Source organism: Novosphingobium sp. 18050, from assembly GCF_902706195.1.
Classification (GTDB): domain Bacteria; phylum Pseudomonadota; class Alphaproteobacteria; order Sphingomonadales; family Sphingomonadaceae; genus Novosphingobium.
The window spans coordinates 64,514-83,016 of the sequence record NZ_CACSJO010000022.1; the positions used below are offsets into that span (position 1 = coordinate 64,514).

At 63.6% G+C, this 18,503-nt stretch carries 17 protein-coding genes and 1 pseudogene; 8 read left to right on the top strand and 10 right to left on the bottom strand.

Annotated features, from left to right (window positions below; all coding sequences use genetic code 11):
- Nucleotides 1-12: 12 nt before the first annotated feature.
- Nucleotides 13-1,155: a bifunctional 2-C-methyl-D-erythritol 4-phosphate cytidylyltransferase/2-C-methyl-D-erythritol 2,4-cyclodiphosphate synthase gene (locus tag GVL61_RS18860; RefSeq protein ID WP_235037792.1), complete on the bottom strand. Its 1,143-nt coding sequence runs from the start codon at nt 1,153-1,155 to the stop codon at nt 13-15.
- Nucleotides 1,156-1,283: 128 nt separating this feature from the next.
- Between GVL61_RS18860 and dusB the strand changes: the two genes are divergently transcribed.
- From dusB to hflX, 7 genes are all read left to right on the top strand, one after another.
- On the top strand, nt 1,284-2,327 hold the full coding sequence (dusB, locus tag GVL61_RS18865) for a tRNA dihydrouridine synthase DusB (RefSeq protein WP_159982198.1): 1,044 nt from the start codon (nt 1,284-1,286) through the stop codon (nt 2,325-2,327).
- Complete coding sequence (locus tag GVL61_RS18870) at nt 2,324-3,457, top strand: nitrogen regulation protein NR(II) (RefSeq protein ID WP_159982199.1); 1,134 nt, start codon at nt 2,324-2,326, stop codon at nt 3,455-3,457. Before dusB ends, GVL61_RS18870 begins: the two co-directional genes overlap by 4 nt.
- On the top strand, nt 3,457-4,923 hold the full coding sequence (locus tag GVL61_RS18875; RefSeq protein WP_159982218.1) for a sigma-54 dependent transcriptional regulator: 1,467 nt from the start codon (nt 3,457-3,459) through the stop codon (nt 4,921-4,923). Before GVL61_RS18870 ends, GVL61_RS18875 begins: the two co-directional genes overlap by 1 nt.
- A 111-nt stretch (nt 4,924-5,034) precedes the next feature.
- Nucleotides 5,035-7,212 carry an ATP-binding protein gene (locus tag GVL61_RS18880; RefSeq protein WP_159982200.1) on the top strand — a complete coding sequence of 726 codons (2,178 nt, stop codon included), beginning with the start codon at nt 5,035-5,037 and terminating at the stop codon, nt 7,210-7,212.
- Nucleotides 7,213-7,276: 64 nt separating this feature from the next.
- The gene (locus GVL61_RS18885; protein ID WP_159982201.1) at nt 7,277-8,680 is read left to right on the top strand and encodes a sigma-54 dependent transcriptional regulator; all 1,404 of its coding nucleotides are present in this window, start codon (nt 7,277-7,279) and stop codon (nt 8,678-8,680) included.
- A 185-nt stretch (nt 8,681-8,865) separates the two neighbouring features.
- The gene (gene hfq / locus GVL61_RS18890) at nt 8,866-9,462 is read left to right on the top strand and encodes an RNA chaperone Hfq (protein ID WP_159982202.1); all 597 of its coding nucleotides are present in this window, start codon (nt 8,866-8,868) and stop codon (nt 9,460-9,462) included.
- Between the two features lie 27 nt (nt 9,463-9,489).
- Nucleotides 9,490-10,899, top strand: a complete 1,410-nt coding sequence (hflX, locus tag GVL61_RS18895) for a GTPase HflX (protein ID WP_235037793.1) — start codon at nt 9,490-9,492, stop codon at nt 10,897-10,899.
- 52 nt (nt 10,900-10,951) lie between these two features.
- On the opposite strand, the gene mazG is transcribed toward hflX, so the two are convergent.
- From mazG to GVL61_RS25100, 9 genes and pseudogenes are all read right to left on the bottom strand, one after another.
- A complete protein-coding gene (gene mazG, locus GVL61_RS18900) occupies nt 10,952-11,731 on the bottom strand; it encodes a nucleoside triphosphate pyrophosphohydrolase (RefSeq protein ID WP_159982203.1) in 780 nt (259 codons plus the stop codon).
- A 55-nt stretch (nt 11,732-11,786) separates the two neighbouring features.
- Nucleotides 11,787-11,972 carry a hypothetical protein gene (locus GVL61_RS18905; protein ID WP_159982204.1) on the bottom strand — a complete coding sequence of 62 codons (186 nt, stop codon included), beginning with the start codon at nt 11,970-11,972 and terminating at the stop codon, nt 11,787-11,789.
- Nucleotides 11,969-12,751 (bottom strand): MBL fold metallo-hydrolase, encoded by a 783-nt coding sequence (locus GVL61_RS18910; protein WP_159982205.1) that lies wholly within the window; start codon nt 12,749-12,751, stop codon nt 11,969-11,971. The genes GVL61_RS18905 and GVL61_RS18910 overlap by 4 nt, the downstream gene beginning before the upstream one ends.
- On the bottom strand, nt 12,748-13,539 hold the full coding sequence (locus tag GVL61_RS18915) for a TatD family hydrolase (RefSeq protein WP_159982206.1): 792 nt from the start codon (nt 13,537-13,539) through the stop codon (nt 12,748-12,750). Before GVL61_RS18915 ends, GVL61_RS18910 begins: the two co-directional genes overlap by 4 nt.
- Entirely contained in the window at nt 13,539-15,098 is a 1,560-nt protein-coding gene (metG, locus tag GVL61_RS18920) for a methionine--tRNA ligase (RefSeq protein WP_159982207.1), read from the bottom strand. Before metG ends, GVL61_RS18915 begins: the two co-directional genes overlap by 1 nt.
- 93 nt (nt 15,099-15,191) lie before the next feature.
- The gene (locus GVL61_RS18925) at nt 15,192-16,160 is read right to left on the bottom strand and encodes an AAA family ATPase (RefSeq protein ID WP_159982208.1); all 969 of its coding nucleotides are present in this window, start codon (nt 16,158-16,160) and stop codon (nt 15,192-15,194) included.
- On the bottom strand, nt 16,157-16,807 hold the full coding sequence (gene tmk / locus GVL61_RS18930; protein ID WP_159982209.1) for a dTMP kinase: 651 nt from the start codon (nt 16,805-16,807) through the stop codon (nt 16,157-16,159). The genes GVL61_RS18925 and tmk overlap by 4 nt, the downstream gene beginning before the upstream one ends.
- Complete coding sequence (locus tag GVL61_RS18935; protein WP_159982210.1) at nt 16,804-17,961, bottom strand: D-alanyl-D-alanine carboxypeptidase family protein; 1,158 nt, start codon at nt 17,959-17,961, stop codon at nt 16,804-16,806. Before GVL61_RS18935 ends, tmk begins: the two co-directional genes overlap by 4 nt.
- A 63-nt stretch (nt 17,962-18,024) precedes the next feature.
- Nucleotides 18,025-18,222, bottom strand: a pseudogene (locus GVL61_RS25100) (SPOR domain-containing protein); the annotation flags it as partial.
- A gap of 55 nt (nt 18,223-18,277) precedes the next feature.
- Between GVL61_RS25100 and GVL61_RS25105 the strand changes: the two are divergent.
- Nucleotides 18,278-18,503: hypothetical protein (locus GVL61_RS25105; protein ID WP_235037795.1), on the top strand; the 226-nt coding region annotated here is incomplete at its 3' end.

The following is an 18,503-nucleotide window of genomic DNA, read 5'->3' on the forward strand; positions in this document are numbered from 1 at the left end:
GAAAAGTCCCTGTTAGAGCCGGATCAGGCTGACGGCGGCCTGCGCGGCAATGCCTTCGCGCCTTCCGGTAAAACCCAGCTTCTCGGTGGTGGTTGCCTTCACGCTGATGGCGGCGATGTCAACGCCGAGCACCTGCGCAAGCCGGGCGCGCATGGCCTCGCGGTGTGGGCCGATCTTGGGTGCTTCGCAGATGATCGTCACGTCCGCATTGCCCAGACCGTAGCCTGCCTCGGCGACCAGCTTTCCGGCATGGGCGAGGAAGCGGTCGGAGGCCGCGCCTTTCCACTGCGGGTCGCTGGGCGGGAAGTGCTGGCCGATATCGCCCGCCCCAACCGCACCGAGCATGGCGTCAACCAGCGCATGGATCGCCACGTCGGCGTCACTGTGCCCGGAAAGGCCGTGAGTATGCGCGATGCGCACGCCGCAGAGCCACAACTCCTCGCCTTCCTCCAGCGCGTGGACATCATAGCCGGTGCCCACCCGCACCAGCGGTTGCGAAAGAGCGAAGTCGGCGGCGTAAGTCAGCTTGTGCAAGATTTCGTCCCCTTCGACGAAGGCGATTTCCATGCCCCAGGCCTGCGCTACTTGCGCATCGTCCCCGGCAGCGGCGCCGCCGTCCCATTCGCGGTGGGCGGCAAGAATGTCCTCGAAACGGAAGGCTTGCGGGGTCTGCACCCGGCGCAGGTCCTCGCGCCGGGCAGGAGCGCCCATGATATCACCGTTTTCGGCCTTCTCGGCGTGAGCGATGCTGTCCACCACGGCCAGAACCGGGATCGCGCCGCTGTGACGTTCCAGTGCCTGTACCAACCGGGCGACGACTTCGCCGGGCACCAGCGGCCGGGCAGCGTCATGGATTAGCACCCTATCAGGCGCGGCGGTGACCAGTACCTCAAGGCCAAGCCGCACCGATTCCTGCCGCGTGGCGCCGCCGGTGGTGAATTGCACTCCGGCGATCCCTGCCAGAGCTTCCCGCGCGGCCGCATCGGCGCCGTGCGGAATGACGACGAGGATCGGTAAGCAACCCGCTGCAGCCAGCGCCTCCACCGAGTGGCGAACAACCGGCTTGCCGCGCCACATGGCGAACTGCTTGGGCACTGGCTGCCCGGCGCGAAGGCCTTGCCCGGCAGCGACGACCAGCGCGGCAACTGCTACCATTGCGCGCTCTCCCGTATATTTCGGGGCTTCTGAAACGAATTGCGACATTGTTCTCGCCGGTAATCGCTTGCCCGCGCAAGGGCAATCCACTATGCGCTGCCTGTTTTTTAGGCAGTATTGCGCGGACCATGACTCACTTGCCCAATCCCCCGGCACTCAAGCCCATCCACGTCGGTCCCGTGACGATCGACTGTCCGGTCGTGCTCGCGCCTATGACGGGCGTGTCGGACCTGCCGTTCCGCCGGATGGTGCGCGGCTTCGGCTCGGGCCTCAACGTCACCGAGATGATCGCCAGCCCGGCGGCCATCCGCGAGACGCGGGTATCGCTGCAAAAGGCGATGTGGGATGTGATCGAGGAACCCGTCGCGATGCAGCTGGTCGGCTGCGATCCTGAACAGATGGCCGAAGCCGCCAAGCTCGTCGAAGGGCAGGGCGCCGCAATTATCGACATCAACATGGGCTGCCCGGTGCGCAAGGTCGTCAATGGCGACGCCGGTTCCGCTTTGATGCGCCAGGTGCCGCTGGCAACGAAGCTGATCGAGGCCACCGTCAAGGCGGTCAAGGTGCCGGTTACCGTGAAGATGCGCATGGGCTGGTGTCACGACAGCCTCAACGCTCCCGAACTCGCACGGATCGCCGAGGATCTGGGCGCGCAGATGATTACCGTCCACGGCCGCACCCGCAATCAGATGTATAAGGGCGAGGCCGACTGGGCCTTCGTGCAGAGCGTGAAGGATGCGGTGTCGATCCCGGTCATCGTCAACGGCGATATCTGCACGGTCGAGGACGCTTCGAAGGCGCTGGAACAATCCGGCGCGGACGGGCTGATGATCGGACGCGGCGCCTATGGCCGGCCGTGGTTCCTCTCGCAGGTCATGCAATGGTGGCGCGGCAGCGAAGTCGCCGCCGACCCGACCATCGGCGAGCAGTACGAAATCATGCGCGCTCATTACGAAGACATGCTGCTCCACTACGGCGCCGACACCGGCGTGCGCATGGCCCGCAAGCACCTTGGCTGGTACATTAAGGGCGTACGCGGTTCGGCCGAGTTCAGAAACAAGGTGAACTTCATCAGCGATCCCGATCAAGTCCTGCGCGAACTTGCCGAATTCTATGCGCCGTACCGCGACGGCGGCGACGCTGCCGACGACGGGCAGCTTCACGCGGCATGAGCCTGGCCCAGGGCACGCCCGTTCCTGAACCCCAGCGGCTGCTGGCCAGCCTGCCGCAGGCCGTGCTGCTACTGGAACCGGGGCTGAAGATCGCCTCGCTCAACCCGGCGGCGGAGCAATTCTTCGGCCAGTCGGCGCGGCGCCTTATCGGCGTTCCCTTGCGTGAGATCGTTTCGATCTCCGACCGCCGCCTCGTCGACCGTCTCGACGATTACGAGACGCCGGTTTCGGCGCGCGAAGTCGTCGTTGAACTCAAGGGCAAGGGTGCCCGGCGGGTCGACATCAACGTCGCCCCGGTGGCTGATACGCCGGGCTGGCGCCTCCTGACCATCCACGACAACAGCGCCGCCGATGCGCTGGGCGACGATTCTGGCGGCCCCGACAACGCCGTCCTGCGCGGCCCCGAGATCATGGCGCACGAGATCAAGAACCCGCTCGCCGGCATTCGCGGCGCGGCGCAGCTTCTGGCGCGCAAGATCGACGACCGCGACCGCGCGCTGACGGATCTCATCACCGGCGAGGTCGACCGCATCGCCGCCCTGATTGAGCGCATGCAGAAGCTGAGTGGTCGTACCACTCCGCCGGTCGAGCCCTGCAACCTCCACGAGGCCGCCCGCCGCGCGATCGACGTGCTGGACGCCGCGAACGGGGAGGGCGCGCGCCGGTTCCGCCTTATCGAGGAATTCGATCCCTCGCTCCCCTCCGTCCTGGGCAGCCCCGATGGACTGGTGCAGGTCATGATAAACCTGCTCTCGAACGCGGCCGAAGCCTGTCAGGACGCGGCCCGGGACGGGGGCGAACCGCGCGTGACGATCCGTACCCGTTTCGCCAGCGGTCTCCAGTTGCAGACCGGCGATTCCGATGCGCCGCTACGCCTGCCGATCGAAGTGCGGGTGAGCGACAATGGCGCCGGCATCGACCCCGCCATGCGCGATCACATCTTCGAACCGTTCGTCACCACCAAGAAGTCCGGGCAGGGGCTGGGCCTGCCACTGGTCCGCAAGCTGGTGCGCGACATGAACGGCCGCATCACCCACGACCGCGACGACGAGACCGGGCTGACGCATTTTCGCATCCACCTGCCGCTCGCGCGGGAAACACGCACCCGCGTGAGAAGGAAGCCGGCATGATGCCTCATTCGCAGCGCGTCCTGTTGCTTGAGGACGACATGTCCATTGCCATCGTCATCACGGCGGCGCTGGAGGACGAGGGCTTTGCCGTCGTCCATTGCCAGACCATCGCCGAGCGCGACCGGCAACTGGCCGACCACAGCTTCGCCGCCTTCGTCACTGACGTCATGCTGCCTGACGGCGACGGCATCGAGACGATCGACCGCGTTCGCGTGCTCCATCCGGGTATGCCGATCGTCATTCTCTCGGCCCAGAATACGCTCGATACCGCCGTGCGTGCCACCGATACCGGCGCTTTCGAATACTTCCCCAAGCCCTTCGACATCGACGAACTGGCGCGCACCGTGCGCCAGGCAGCCGGAGCGACGCAGAGCCAGCTGGAAGGTGAGGAGCCGGTCGCCGACGGGCTGCCACTGGTCGGCCGCAGCACCGCGATGCAGTCGGTGTTCCGCATGATCACACGCGTGCTGCGCAACGACCTGACGGTGCTGATCCTGGGCGAATCAGGAACGGGCAAGGAACTCGTCGCAGAGGCGATCCACCAGCTCGGCAATCGCCGCAGCGGTCCGTTCATCGCCGTGAACACCGCCGCGATTCCCGCCGAACTAATCGAGAGCGAGCTGTTCGGGCACGAAAAGGGCGCCTTCACCGGCGCCGTCGCGCGCCATGTCGGCAAGTTCGAGCAGGCGGCGGGGGGCACCCTGTTCCTCGACGAGATCGGCGACATGCCGATGCAGGCGCAGACCCGTCTGCTACGCGCGCTTCAGTCCGGCTCGGTCCGCCGCGTCGGCGGGCGTGAGGAAATCCAGCTCGACACCCGCATAGTTGCCGCGACCAACAAGGATCTCGAGCCGGAAATCGCCGCCGGGCGCTTCCGCGAGGACCTGTTCTATCGTCTCAATGTGGTGCCGATCCACATGCCCCCCTTGCGCGACCGTCGCGACGACATCGACGTGCTCGCGCGCCATTTTCTCCAGCATGCCGCGAACGAGGGCCTGCCGCGCCGCCAGCTTACGGCTGAAGCCGCTGAACTGCTCAGCCGCCAGCCCTGGCGCGGCAACGTGCGCGAACTCAAGAACTTCATCTACCGCATGGCCCTGCTGGCGCGCGAGGACCTCATCGATGTCGAACAGGTCGTGCCGCTGCTGACGGTTGAACCCGCGGCGACAGCGCCTGGAATGGGTGAGGGCGCCGATCAGGTCGCATCGATGAACGGCCATGCGCCCGGCCCGGGCGACATCGCTACAGCGGTTGCGCAGTGGCTCTCTGCCACCCGCCCGGCGAGCGGCACCATCTACGACAGCGCCATGGCCGCATTCGAACGCCCGCTCTTCGCCGAAGTGTTGAAGGAAACCGCAGGAAATCAGCTGCGTGCCGCGCAGGCACTGGGGATCAATCGCAACACATTGCGCAAGCGCTTAGGCGAACTGTCGCTCGATCCAGAGGAATTCACTCGTCGATCGTAATCCTGCGTTGGTGGATTCCCTCTTGCAGACCGGCCACAGTGCTGTTGTAACGCTGCAACGATGATGGACGGCTTCGCTCAGAAACGCACTTGGCCGCGATGGTGGCGGCGCATGCAGGTAGCTGCGCGCCGGGCGAACATTTTCGCCTTCATGGAGGTGATTTCGGTCGCCGCATTCCTGACGATGACAGTGGCCACATGGGTCGCCCTGAACAACGGCGGCGACAAGCGCGAACTGTTGCCCTCGAACCTCACTGCCAGCCTGCTGGTCGGCACGCTGGTTCCTGCGATGGCGATTCTGGTGCTGCTGGGCCGCCGCATGGCTTTGCGCCGCGCCGCCGAAAGCATCGGCGGCACTGGCCAGATGCACGTGCGTCTGGTTTTCATATTTTCGCTGATTTCGGCGGTTCCGACGCTGCTCGTCGTGGTCTTCGCATCGTGGCTGTTCCAGTCCGGCGTCGAGTTCTGGTTCTCCGACAGTTCGCGCGGATTGTTGGAAAACGCCAACAAACTGGCGCGCGGCTACTACGAACAAACGGTGCGTGACGTCGGCTATGAATCAGTCGCCATGGCGCAGGATTCGCGCGATGTGTTGACTGCCAATCCAGTTGCCAGCCGTTATTTTCAGACCTTCCTCGCCGATCAGGTAGTCCGCCGTAATCTGGCGTTCGCAGCGCTGATCCAGATCGACGCGGACGGCAACCAGCGCACACCGATCGTCGCAGATCCCGATGGTCAGGCCGAAAACAACCGCATCAGCCAGGACGATCTGACCAAGCTGAGCAAAGGCGAGCCCTACGTCGCGAACGCAAGGGACAACAGGATCGTCGCGACGACGCCGATTGATCGCTCCTCCGGCGTCTACCTCCTCGTCATCCGCAGTTCCGACCTGCTAGCGCTGAGCCAGGGCGAGCGGGCAGAGAATATCGTCCAGGCCTATGAGGTACTGACCAGCCGGGCTCGCGTTTTGCAACTGCGCTTCAACGTTGCGCTGTTTGTCGCCTCGCTGGCGCTCGTCGGACTTGCCGTATGGTTCGCGCTGCGCTTCGCCGACCGGCAAGTGGCCCCGCTTTACGAGCTTGTGGACGCCGCGCGCCGGGTGGGCGCAGGTAATTATGCCCTGCGGATCGAAGGGCGCACTGGCGCCGACGAGATCGGTCTTCTCAACCGCGCCTTCAACCGCATGACCGGCCAGATCGAGAAGCAGACCCAAGCGTTGCTGGGCGCCAATCGGCAGCTTCACGAACGCCGCCTGTTCATCGAGGCAGTGCTGGAATCGGTCACCTCGGGTATCGTCTCGCTCGACGATCAGGGCCGCATCCTGCTGATGAACAGCACTGCGCAGAAACTGCTGACCGACCGTAGCGGCGAAGTGCCTGAGGGCATGCTGATCGCCGAACTGGCGCCGCCCATTGCTGCTCTGGTGGAGCAGGGGTCTTCGGATGGGATCGTCCAGTACAATCGCGGCGGCGACCTGCTCACGCTTGCCGTCAAGACGAGCCGCGATGCGACCGGCCACGTCATCACCTTCGAGGATATCACCCGCCAGCTGCTCGACCAGCGCACCGCCGCCTGGTCCGACGTGGCGCGGCGCATCGCCCACGAGATCAAGAACCCGCTCACCCCGATCCAGCTTGCGACGGAACGCCTGAGCCGCCGCTATCTCAAGCAGATTACGGACAACCCCGAACTGTTCCAGGATCTTACCCGCACTATCATCCGGCAGGTAGGCGAACTGCGCAAGATGGTCGACGAGTTCTCGTCCTTCGCGCGCCTGCCCAAGCCGGTGTTCCGCGCCGAGGACCCGGCCGCGCTCACCCGCCAGGCGCTGTTCCTGCAGGAAGTCGCTCGCCCGGACATCGATTTCGCCTTCAGCAGCGGCCGCGAAATCGGCACCATCGACTGTGATCGCCACCAGTTCGGCCAGGCGATGACGAACGTGCTCAAGAACGCCGTCGAAGCCATCGAAGCCAAAGCCAAGACGGCTGACGAAGACTATCGCGGTGCGATCTCGGTTGAAGTCGCCGATCACGATCATTCGATCCTCGTGCGTGTCACCGACAACGGTATCGGTCTGTCGCAGGACAAGGAGCGCCTGATCGAACCCTACGTCACCACGCGGGAGAAGGGCACCGGCCTCGGCCTCGCGATCGTTAACAAGATCATCGAGGAACACGGCGGAGAAATGACGTTCACCGCCGCGCAAGGCGGCGGCACCACAGTGACGATGCGCTTCGCCCACGATCCAATGGCCCTCGATCAGGGCCGCAAGACCGAGGCCGCGCAATGATGGCCTTCGCGCCGGTTACTGCCAGCCCGACAACAAACGACCTCAAGACGAAGAAGAAAAGCCCATGGCACTCGAAATCCTGATCGTCGACGATGAGCGCGATATCCGCGAACTGGTCGCCGGCGTACTGAGCGACGAAGGCTACGAATGCCGCACCGCCGGCGACAGCGAGGCCGCGCTCGCCGCAGTCGACGCCCGCCGCCCGTCGCTCGTCCTGCTCGACGTATGGCTTCACGGCAGTCCGATGGATGGCCTCGAAGTGCTCGACGCGATCAAGTCGCGTGAACCCGAACTGCCCGTCATCATCTTCTCCGGCCACGGCAACATCGACACCGCCGTCGCCGCGATCAGCCGGGGGGCGGTGGACTTTATTGAAAAGCCCTTCGAGGCCGAAAAACTGCTCCATCTCGTCGGGCGCGCGACCGAGACAGAGCGCCTGCGCCGTGAAAACGCTCAGCTCAAGCAAGGGCAGGGCTTCACCGGGTCGGAGGAATTCACCGGCTCCAGTGGCGCGATCAACCAGGTCCGCGCCACACTCAAACGCATCGCCAACACGGGCAGCCGCCTTCTCATCACCGGCCCTGCCGGGTCGGGTAAGGAAGTGGCCGCGCGCCTGCTCCACGCCTGGAGCCCGCGTGCCGACAACGCCTTCGTCAGCGTAAATTCCGCCCGCATCACCCCGGAACGCTTCGAGCAGGAACTGTTCGGCGAAGAGGCGGACGGCGCCCTCATCCGTCCGGGCCTGCTGGAAACGGCGGACGGCGGCACACTTTATTTCGACGAAGTGGCCGACATGCCACTTTCCACCCAGGCCCGCATCCTGCGCGTGCTGACCGACCAGGCCTTCGTGCGCGTGGGCGGCACCCGCCAGATCCGCGTCGACGTTCGCGTGGTCTCTTCTACCTCGCGCGATCTGGAAAAAGAGATCGCCGAGCGCCGCTTCCGCGAGGACCTGTTCTACCGCCTCAACGTGGTCCCGGTTTCGATCCCGGCATTGCGCGAGCGCCGCGACGACATTCCGGCACTTATCGACCACTTCTTTGCACGCTACGCCAACGAGCAGGGCGTGCCCCCACCGCAGGTCAGCGGCGAGGCCATGACCGCGCTACAGGCCTACGAATGGCCCGGCAACGTGCGCCAGCTACGCAACGTCGTGGAGCGTACCGTCATCATGGCCCCACGCGAAAAGCTGGCACGGATCGAGGGCGACATGCTGCCGCCGGAAATCTTCAACAGCCGGGGCGCGGCCGATGCCGGCGCTACCGTGATGATGAGCGCACCCCTGCGCGAAGCCCGCGAGAGCTTCGAACGTGAATACTTGCGCGTACAGATTCGGCGGTTTTCCGGGAATATCTCAAAAACCGCCGCCTTCATCGGGATGGAGCGTTCAGCCCTCCATCGCAAGCTCAAGCTGCTTGGCATGTCGGAACGGCGCGAGGACGAAACGGACGCCGACGAAGCGCTCTGACGATGCACGCCAAATTATTATCTCTGCAATTTTTACGATAATTCTGGCGCTGTAACATTTTTGCTACAAAAATCCCGTTTACTGCATTGCAGCAAAACGGTAGTTTCTGATTCGAGAACGGTGCTCGGCTATCCGGCACCAGATCGCGGACCGCATAAGCGGCCGCCAAAAAGAAGGAGAATACAATGGCTGGACGAACTCTCACGGCGCGCCCAAAGCCCACGCCGCCGCCCGCTCCCGAGTCGGCTGAGGTTTCTGTAACCGCCGGGGTTCCCGTAAGTGCCGGTACGTCTGCGCCTGCCGCAGGGAAGGGACAGAACCTCCAGGATCAGTTCCTGAATCTCCTGCGCAAGAACAAGACCCCGGTTACCATGTTCCTGGTCAAGGGCGTCAAGCTCCAGGGCATCGTCACCTGGTTTGACAATTTCTCGATCCTGCTGCGCCGCGACGGCCAGTCGCAGCTCGTTTACAAGCACGCGATCTCGACGATCATGCCGTCGACCCCGGTGGATGCGCGCCAGTTTTCGAACGGGTCGGAGAGCGCAAAGAAGCTCCGCGTCCTGCAGGATGTATTCCTTTCCAGCATCCGCAACGCCGGTGTGCAGGTCACGATGTTCCTTATCAACGGCGTCATGCTTCAGGGCCGCGTTGCAGCATATGACCTGTTCTGCATGCTGCTGGAACGCGAAGGTTACGTGCAGCTTGCCTACAAGCATGCCGTTTCGACGATTCAGCCCGTGACTCCGGTCGACCTTCAGGCGCATGAGGAAGCCGACGATTGACGTCGCAACTCTGGAAGCTGAACTGATTTGAACGACGAACTTATGGACGAGGTCACGCGCGGTGCGCGTGCCCTCGTCGTTTATCCGCAAATGCGTGGCCCTCGGGGTCAGATGGCCGACCTCGATGTGGATGCACGGTTGGAAGAAGCAAAGGGCCTTGCCCTTGCGATCGGGCTGGAAGTGGTCGAAGCGATGGCCATCGTCATCCGCGAACCGCGTGCCGCCACGTTGTTCGGCGAAGGCCAGATCCAGAACATCTCGGTCGCCTGCACGCTGAACGAAGCCGAACTGATCATCGTCGATGGTTCGCTCACTGCGATCCAGCAGCGCAACCTCGAAGAAAAGCTCAAGCGCAAGGTCATCGACCGCACCGGGCTGATTCTGGAAATCTTCGGTGAGCGCGCGGCGACAGCGGAAGGCCGTCTGCAAGTCGAACTCGCCCACCTCGATTACCAGGCCGGCCGCCTCGTGCGCAGCTGGACCCACCTTGAGCGTCAGCGCGGGGGCTTCGGCTTCCTCGGCGGCCCGGGTGAAACCCAGATCGAGGCGGACCGTCGCCTGATCCGCGATCGTATGGCCAAAATCCGCCGCGAACTGGAGCAAGTCCGCCGCACCCGCGGCCTGCACCGCGATCGGCGCGAGAAGGCGCCTTGGCCGATCGTCGCGCTGGTCGGCTACACCAACGCCGGCAAGTCGACGCTGTTCAACCGCCTGACCGGCGCGGAAGTCATGGCGGAAGACCTCCTCTTCGCCACGCTTGACCCGACGATGCGCGCGATTCGCCTGCCGGGCCTCGAAAAGGCGATCCTCTCGGACACCGTGGGCTTCATCTCGGACCTGCCGACGCAGCTTGTCGCCGCTTTCCGCGCGACATTGGAAGAGGTGACCGCCGCCGATGTCATCGTCCACGTGCGCGACATGGCCAATCCCGATACCGAAGCCCAGAAACGTCAGGTTCTCGACATTCTTGCCGACCTCGGTGTGATGGAGCCGAAAATCGACGAACGGGCCTTGCGCCGAAAGGAGCAGGATGACCGCGTTATAGGCTGGGGCCGCGATGATGAGGAAGAGGAGGGGCCGGCTCCGCTGATCCCGATCATCGAGGTCTGGAACAAGTGGGACTTGCTCGCGCCCGAGCAGATCGAAGCGCTGCGCGAGGCGATGTCGCACCGTGATGGTGAGACGATCATCCCCGTTTCAGCGCTGACTGGAGAGGGCTGTGAGGATATGCTCTCGGTCGTCAGCCGCACGCTGACGCTCGATTCGAAGGTCTACAGCTTCGTGATCCCAGCCGCCGACGGCCAGCGCTTGGCCTTCCTCCACGCCCGCGGCGAAGTCGTGGCCGAGGAAGATGCCGGCGAAGGCGAGGAGGGGCCCCTGCTGCGCATTCAGGCACGTCTGTCTGAACGCGAACTCGGTCGTTTTACGTCTCTTTGAAGTCTCAAACCCTCCCTGTCGTGAAACGATGGGGAGGGGCGCACGTTTCAAATCACTCCTTTTCGGCGTGTTTAACCGCCTGCCAGTAGGCTCCCTGTTCATCAAGCGACAGGCCTGAGAAATCGACGCCGTCGCTCGCTGCCAGTGTCTCCATACCCCGGAAACGACGTTCGAACTTCGTGTTCGCGGAACGCAAGGCATCCTCGGGAGCAATACCATTCAGGCGGACAAGGTTGACCGCTGCAAACAACAGATCGCCCGCTTCCTCCAGCTTGTCCGCCTCGGAGGCCTCGTCCAGTTCGGCCATTTCTTCGCGGACCTTATCGGCAGCGCCGCTGGGGTCGGGCCAATCGAAGCCCACCCGCGCGGCGCGTTTCTGCAACTTCTCCGCCCGCATCAACCCTGGCAGCGAAAGCGCCACGCCGTCGATGGCACTCGTCGCGCCCTTGGCAGCGCGCTCTTGGGCTTTGATCGTTTCCCAGCGTTCGGCCTGGGCATCGCCGGAAATGTCATCGCCAAAGATATGTGGATGACGCGCTTCCAGCTTGTTCGAAATCGCTGAGGCCACGTCGGCAAAGGCGAAGTGGCCGAGTTCCTCGGCCATGCGGGCGTGAAACACGACCTGAAGCAGTAGATCGCCCAGTTCGTCGCGCAGCGATGCGAGATCGTCGTGCGCAATCGCTTCAGCGACTTCGTAGGCTTCCTCGATGGTATAAGGCGCGATCGTGGCGAAAGTTTGCTCGCGGTCCCATTCGCAGCCCGTCTGCGGATCACGCAAGCGGGCCATGATGGTTAGGAGGCGGTCAATTTGCTGGTGTCGTCTGTCGGTCATATTGGATCGATAATAGTTATTATGTTAAATTTAACTTTGATTGAACTAGTCATACTCAAGACTGTATCCTGAAACCGGACAGTTGAATGACCAGCACGAGGCCGATGATGATGGCCGCCCATATCGCCACCATTCGCATCGTCTTCCCCGCACCGAGCGAACGAAGCTGCGAATTGCGCGTCACCAGTATCAGGCAACCGATCAATGAGATGGCCGACATGATCATGGCTGTCTGGCTCATGGCGTGATCACCAACCCGTCGTAGGCGATATGGACATTCTCGGGAACCTGCGCGCTCAGCGTGGCATAGTCCATGCTCTTGTCGAGATGCGTCAGCACTGCTGTACCAACCCGGCAGGTCGCGGCCAGTTCAAGCGACATCGCCAGATGCGAATGAGTCGGATGCGGTTCACGGCGCAGGCAGTCGATGACCAGCACATCGCAGCCGTAGAACAAGTCTACCATGCCTTTCGTAATCTCGCTGAAGTCTGTCGCGTAACCGATTGATTTTCCATCGGCATCAAAGAGGAAACCGGTTGATTCAGCCGGGCCGTGCGGCATTTGGGTATGGCCTACCCGAAAACCTTCACACAGTCGCAGCGTATCGAGATTATCCAGCGAAACCAGTGTCGGATACCCGAACTGCCCGGCAAAGACGTAGCCGAAACGCTGGCGCAGCCTGCGCACCGTTTCCGACGCGGCAAAGCCCGGAATCGGCCCGGCACGACCGTAGCGCAGCGGCCGGAGATCGTCGATGCCGTGGCAATGGTCGGCGTGGTCGTGGGTCCAGAATACCGCGTCGATGCGGTGGAATTCGTTCGCCAAAAGCTGCGCGCGCAAGTCCGTCGGAGTATCAACCAGGATGCGCGAACCAGCGTCGCTTTCGACCATAATGGCGACGCGGGTGCGGCGGTTGCGGGGTTCCTCAGGATCGCACAGGCCCCAATCGGCCTTGCCGTCCTCGCCGCCGAGACGTGGGACACCCGTGGACGTCCCGCTACCGAGGATCGTCAGCTTCACGCGGGGCTGTCCGCGTAAGCGGCTTTAGTGAACAGACCGAAGAAATTGCGCGTCGTGGTTTCGCCAAGCTGTTCAAGGGTCACGCCGCGCAGGTCTGCTACGAAACGCGCGGTGTCGGCGGTGAACGCCGGCTCACACTTGCGGCCGCGATGCGGGATCGGCGCCAGGAATGGCGAGTCCGTTTCGACCAGCAGGCGATCTTCGGGAATGACCTTTACGACCTCCTGCAAGTCCTTGGCATTCTTGAAAGTCACGATTCCCGAAATGCTGATCGTCAGGCCCAGGTCGAGTACCTTGCGGCCGAATTCGGCGCTGGCGGTGAAGCAGTGGATCAGGGCTGGGAAAGCCCCCTTCCCCATTTCGTCCTCAAGGATGTGGGCGGTATCCTCTTCGGCGTCGCGGGTGTGGATGATGATCGGCAAGCCGGTTTCGCGCGCCACGGCGATGTGGGTGCGGAACAGGGCTTGTTGAACGGTACGGTCGGACTTGTCGTAATAGTAATCGAGCCCGGTTTCACCGATGCCGATTACACGCGGGTGGGCGGCGGCTTCGAGCAAGGCGCCTTCGCCCAGATCAGCGTGCTGATCGGCTTCGTGAGGATGGATGCCGATCGAGGCCCAGACGTCGCGCTCGCGCGTAGCGGTAGCGACCACGCGGTCCCATTCGCGCTGCCGCGTCGAGATGTTGAGGAACCCAGCGATTCCGGCTTCACGGGCGCGTGTGAGCACGGCCTGCTGGTCCTCGACGAGGCCTTCGTATTCAAGATGGCAGTGCGAATCGATGAGCATCAGACGGCTGCCACCTCTGGCATTTCAAGGCGTGGGAAGACGCCAACGGGCTTGTCGACCTTGTAGCCCGTAGCGACCAGTGTGGCGAACCAGCCCTTGTCGGCCAGCGCTGCGTAATTGCGCGCTTCGGGGGCCAGGGCCATTTGGTCGAGCAGGGCGTCGATCGATGCAGGCACCACGGGGCGCACCGCGATGGCAAGGTCGCGCACGACGCGGAAAAGCGTCATCAGCACGGCTTCCATGCGGGCCGGGTCGGTCTTGCGCAGGGTCCAGGGGGCCTGCTCGTCCACATACTGGTTGCAGGCGAAGACTGCGCGCATCCAGGCGTCGAGGCCGTTGCTGAAGTCCAGCGCATCGAAGGCGGTGCGCAGTCCGGCAATGCCCTCAGCGACGGCGGCGAAAAGCGCGGCGTCGGCTTGGGTTTCGGGCAAGCCAGCCTTAACTTCGCCATCCATGTTCTTGAAGATCATGGACAAGCTGCGCTGAGCAAGATTGCCGAAACTGTTGGCTAGTTCGGCGTTCGCACGCGTCACGATCGCCTCGTGCGACCAAGAACCGTCTTGGCCGAACGCGACTTCGCGCAGCAGGAAGTAGCGGACTGCGTCCACGCCGAAGGTTTCCGCAAGCCCGATCGGATCGGTAACGTTGCCCAGCGATTTCGATTCCTTCTGGCCGCGGTTCAGCAGGAAGCCGTGGCCGAAGACCTGCTTGGGCACCGGCAGTTCGGCGCTCATCAGGAATGCTGGCCAGTAGACCGTGTGGAAACGTACGATATCCTTGCCGATCAGGTGCAGGTCTGCGGGCCAGAATTTCGCGTAATCGCCGTTCTCGTCAGGGAAGCCGAGGCCGGTGATATAGTTCGTCAGGGCATCGACCCAGACGTACATCACATGGTTATCGCTGCCGGGCACCTTGATGCCCCAGTCGAAGCTGGTGCGCGATACCGAGAGATCCCGCAGGCCGCCCTCGACGAAGCGCAGGATTTCGTTCCTGCGGCTGTCGGGACGGATGAAATCGCTCGATCCGTAAAGGTCGAGCAGCTTGTCCTGATATTTCGAAAGGCGGAAGAACCACGATTCCTCGACGGTCCACTCCACGGGCGTGCCTTGGGGGGACAGCTTTTCGCCGCCCTCGCCTGCGACGAGTTCACTTTCGTCGTAGTAGGCTTCGTCGCGCACCGAGTACCAACCCTCGTAGCGGTCGAGGTAGAGGTCGCCGGCAGCCTCCATGCGCTTCCACAGTTCCTGCGTCGCGGCATGGTGGCGCGGCTCGGTTGTGCGGATGAAGACATCGTATCCGATGTTAAGCGTATCGCACATGTCACGGAAATGCTGTGACATTTCCGTCGCCAGATCGGCCGGTGTCATGTCAAGATCGCGAGCCTTCTGGGCCATCTTCAGGCCATGCTCGTCGGTGCCGGTCTGGAAGCGTACGTCGAAACCTTCCGCCTTCTTGAAGCGGGCGACGACGTCGGCGGCGATCGCCTCGTAGGCGTGGCCGATGTGCGGCTTACCGTTCGGGTAGCTGATCGCAGTCGTAATGTAATAGGGCTCGCCCATGCGGCGTCGCGCTTTCTATCTGATGTTTAATGTTCAAAGCTCATGTATTTTCTGAAGAAGGTGCCGCATCATTCGACCCTTCGCGAAAATACGCTAGCGAGCCGCTTCTCTAGGCATCGCGGCCGAGGCCAGCAACCCGCCAATTTCCATTATAAGGAGCCCGGCGTCGAAATTGTAGGTGGAGGCTTGGGTCGACAGCTTCGTCAGGACGCCGTGCGCTTCGATGATTTTCATCTGCCGGGCGCGCGAGGCGTCGCGAAGCTGGTGGACTAGCACTGAGCGCGCCAGTTCCAGTGTGGCGATCTGGCGGTTGCGAGCCGGGCGGGCGCCCATCTCGTCGGCAAGAAGCCCGCGCAAGTGGAACTGGGCGTCTCCCTCGCGCAGGATACGCAGCATCAGGCGGTGAATACCGCCAAGCTCATGCTCGACGAAATCGAGCGCGACGCCGGGCGAGCCGTGTGAAGCGGCGATAGCGGCGCCGCGCGCAGCGGCATCTGCCTGAGGAGCTGCTTGCTGGATCATCGTGTCGAGTTCCTCCGCGCCCAGCGCGGCGAAGCGCAGGACACGGCAGCGCGAGCGGACGGTGGGCAGCAGGCGGCCGGGCTGGTGCGTCAGAAGCAGGAAATAGGTGCCGAAAGGCGGCTCCTCCAGCGCCTTGAGCAGGGCGTTGACGGCGCCCTTCTCCATGTCGTCGGCCGGATCGATGATGATCGCGCGCTTTTCGCCCAAGGTGGGTTTGGTGACGAGGCGACGGATCATGGCGCGCACCTGGTCGACGGTGATGTTGCGCTTGGTCTGGTACGGCTTGCCTTCAGCTTTCTTCTTCGCCTCGTCATCGTTGGCGGGAAGGTGTTCGAGGGTCAGGATATCAGGATGGCCATCGACCTCGGGCAACGGTTGCCCCGGGAGGCGCACCAGTTGGGCAGCGGCGGCACGGGCAAAAGCGCGCTTACCCAGTCCCTTGGCGCCGCTCAGCAGCCAGGCATGGTGCATCCGTTCGGAAGCGACGGCGGACAGCCATTCCTGCCACGCCGCTTCCTGGCCGATGAAAGATGCGTTCATTCGCCGGGCGCCAGTTGCGCATCCAGCGCGGCGAGCACAAGCGCGTGGGTCGACTGCGGGTCGCCGTTACCGTCGATGCGGGCGAAGCGAGCCGGTTCGGCATCGGCAAAGGTTGAAAAGGCACCGGCAACGCGTGCGTGGTAGGCGCTATCGCGGCCGCCGATCCGGTCTGATCCGTCCGTGTCGCGCAAGGTCAGGCGATTGACTGCGACTTCGGGAGACACTTCGACCAGCAGGGTCAGGTCGGGCAAGAGACCCTCGCTGCCGATCTGGTGGAGCAAGCCGATATCGGCGTCGGACAATCCGCTGCCGCCACCCTGGTATGCCCGGCTCGAATCGAGATAACGGTCGCAGATCACCCAGGCGCCGCGCGCCAAGGCCGGGCGTATCAGGCGGTGCACGTGATCAGAGCGCGCAGCCGCGAACAGCAGTGCTTCGGCGCGCGGATTCCAGCTTTCGCCATGATCGCCCTCGACGCCGTCGAGCAGCAGGGCGCGGACGGCCTCCGCTCCCGGCGTGCCGCCCGGCTCGCGGGTAATCACGACTTCCAGCCCACGTTCGCGCAGGGCCTCAGCCAGCAGGCGGGCCTGCGTGGACTTGCCAGCCCCCTCGCCGCCTTCGAGCGCGATGAATCTTCCCTGCATCATGTGAAAAGGTTGATAAGCCCGTTCCACAGCCTGTCCAGCGTGCCGGCCTTGCCGACATCACGCCCGGCGTAGAGCGGCACGCGGCCCGGTGCGAGGCCGGCAACGCGGATTTCCAGTTCGCCTACCTGCTCGCCCTTGCGAACCGGGGCAACAATCGGCCCGCGATAGTGGACGGCGAGCGTGATGCCGGGCTTACTGCCGCGTGCGATAGTAGCGTGGACTTCGCGGTTGGCGACGAGCGGCAGCGTGCGCGCGTCTCCGCCCTGAATGCGGGCCTGCGCTACTGTCTGCCCCTGATCGAATAGATGGCGCGTATCCCAGGCAGTAAAGCCCCATTCGAGCAGCGCCTTTGCAGCATCGTCGCGCACCTTGGGCAGCGGTGAACCGGCCAGCACCATGACGAGGCGGCGTCCACCACGCTCGGCAGTACCGAGGAAGTTGTAGCCAGCCTCGCGGGTGTAGCCGGTTTTGATGCCGTCGGCCCCGGGCACGACGCCTACCGTCGGGTCATGGCTGCGCATGGCGACATCGCGCCAGAGCCAGCGCTTGTGCCCGGAAAACTCACGGTAAAGATCGGGGTAGCGGGTGATCATCGCATCAGCGAGGCGCACCAGATCGCGGGCGGTGACGTAAGTGTTGCCCTCATCCATCCAGCCATTGGGCGTATTGTAATGGCTGCGCGTCATGCCGAGCCGGCGAGCGGCGTCATTCATCTTCGCCGTCCATCCCGCAACGCTGCCCGCGTAACCCTCGCCCAGCACGATCGACGCGTCGTTTGCGGATGCGGTCATGATCCCGTGGAGCAGATCGCGAGTTGTTGGAAAATCCTTCGTCGTCAGGTACATATTTGTACCTTTTGCAAACCATTCACGCTCCGTCTCGGGGCGTTCGTTGAATTTGCGATCCATGCTGAGGCGGCCTGCGCCGATCTCCTCGAAGGCGACGTAGGCGGTCATCACCTTGGTTACCGAAGCGGGTAGGAACGGCGTGTCCGGGTGTCGCTGTTCCAGCACCTGGCCCGATCCCAGGTCGACAAGGATGCTTACCGGGATACGTGCCAGCTGGGCCGGCGGAGTGGGTATGGCTGCCCCGGCGGCGCTGGCGGGCAACGCGACGGCAAGGACGAGCTTCAGAGCATTCAGACTGGACTTCAAGATCCGTATTCTCCCGCGCGTCCGCCGGACGCCTGGCTTTCTACCGCACGGGAGCCATGAAGGTCAGTCCGCGCTCTGGATTCGTGCGTCCCTATAACCTGCACCCTTTGCCTTCTCCAGCGCCTGCGCAGCTTGTGCACGGTTGCTGTAAGGGCCGAGGCGCACGCGCCAGAATTTCCCGGCCTGCGAAACGCTCGCACCAAGCTGCCAGGCGATTTTGCGCGCAGAAGGCTCGGACGAGAATGCAGCCACCTGGACGACAAACGCCCCCTTGGCGGCTGCGGCATTCGGAACTGCTGTCTTTGGAGCAGCGGGCTTGGAAACAGGCGGCTTTGATGCAGTTGGTTTCGGTGCCGCAGTACCGCTGGCCGACGCCTGTGTAGGAGATTTGGGCGTAGCGGCAGGCGGCCGCCTGGCAGGCTGGACCGGGGGCGTGCCTACCGGCGGCATGGCAGCAGGTGCCTTCGTCTGCGCAGGCTTCGCCGCTGCGGGCTTGAGGGCCAATGCCCCTTCGCCCACAGGCAAGGACGGAGGTGTAGGCG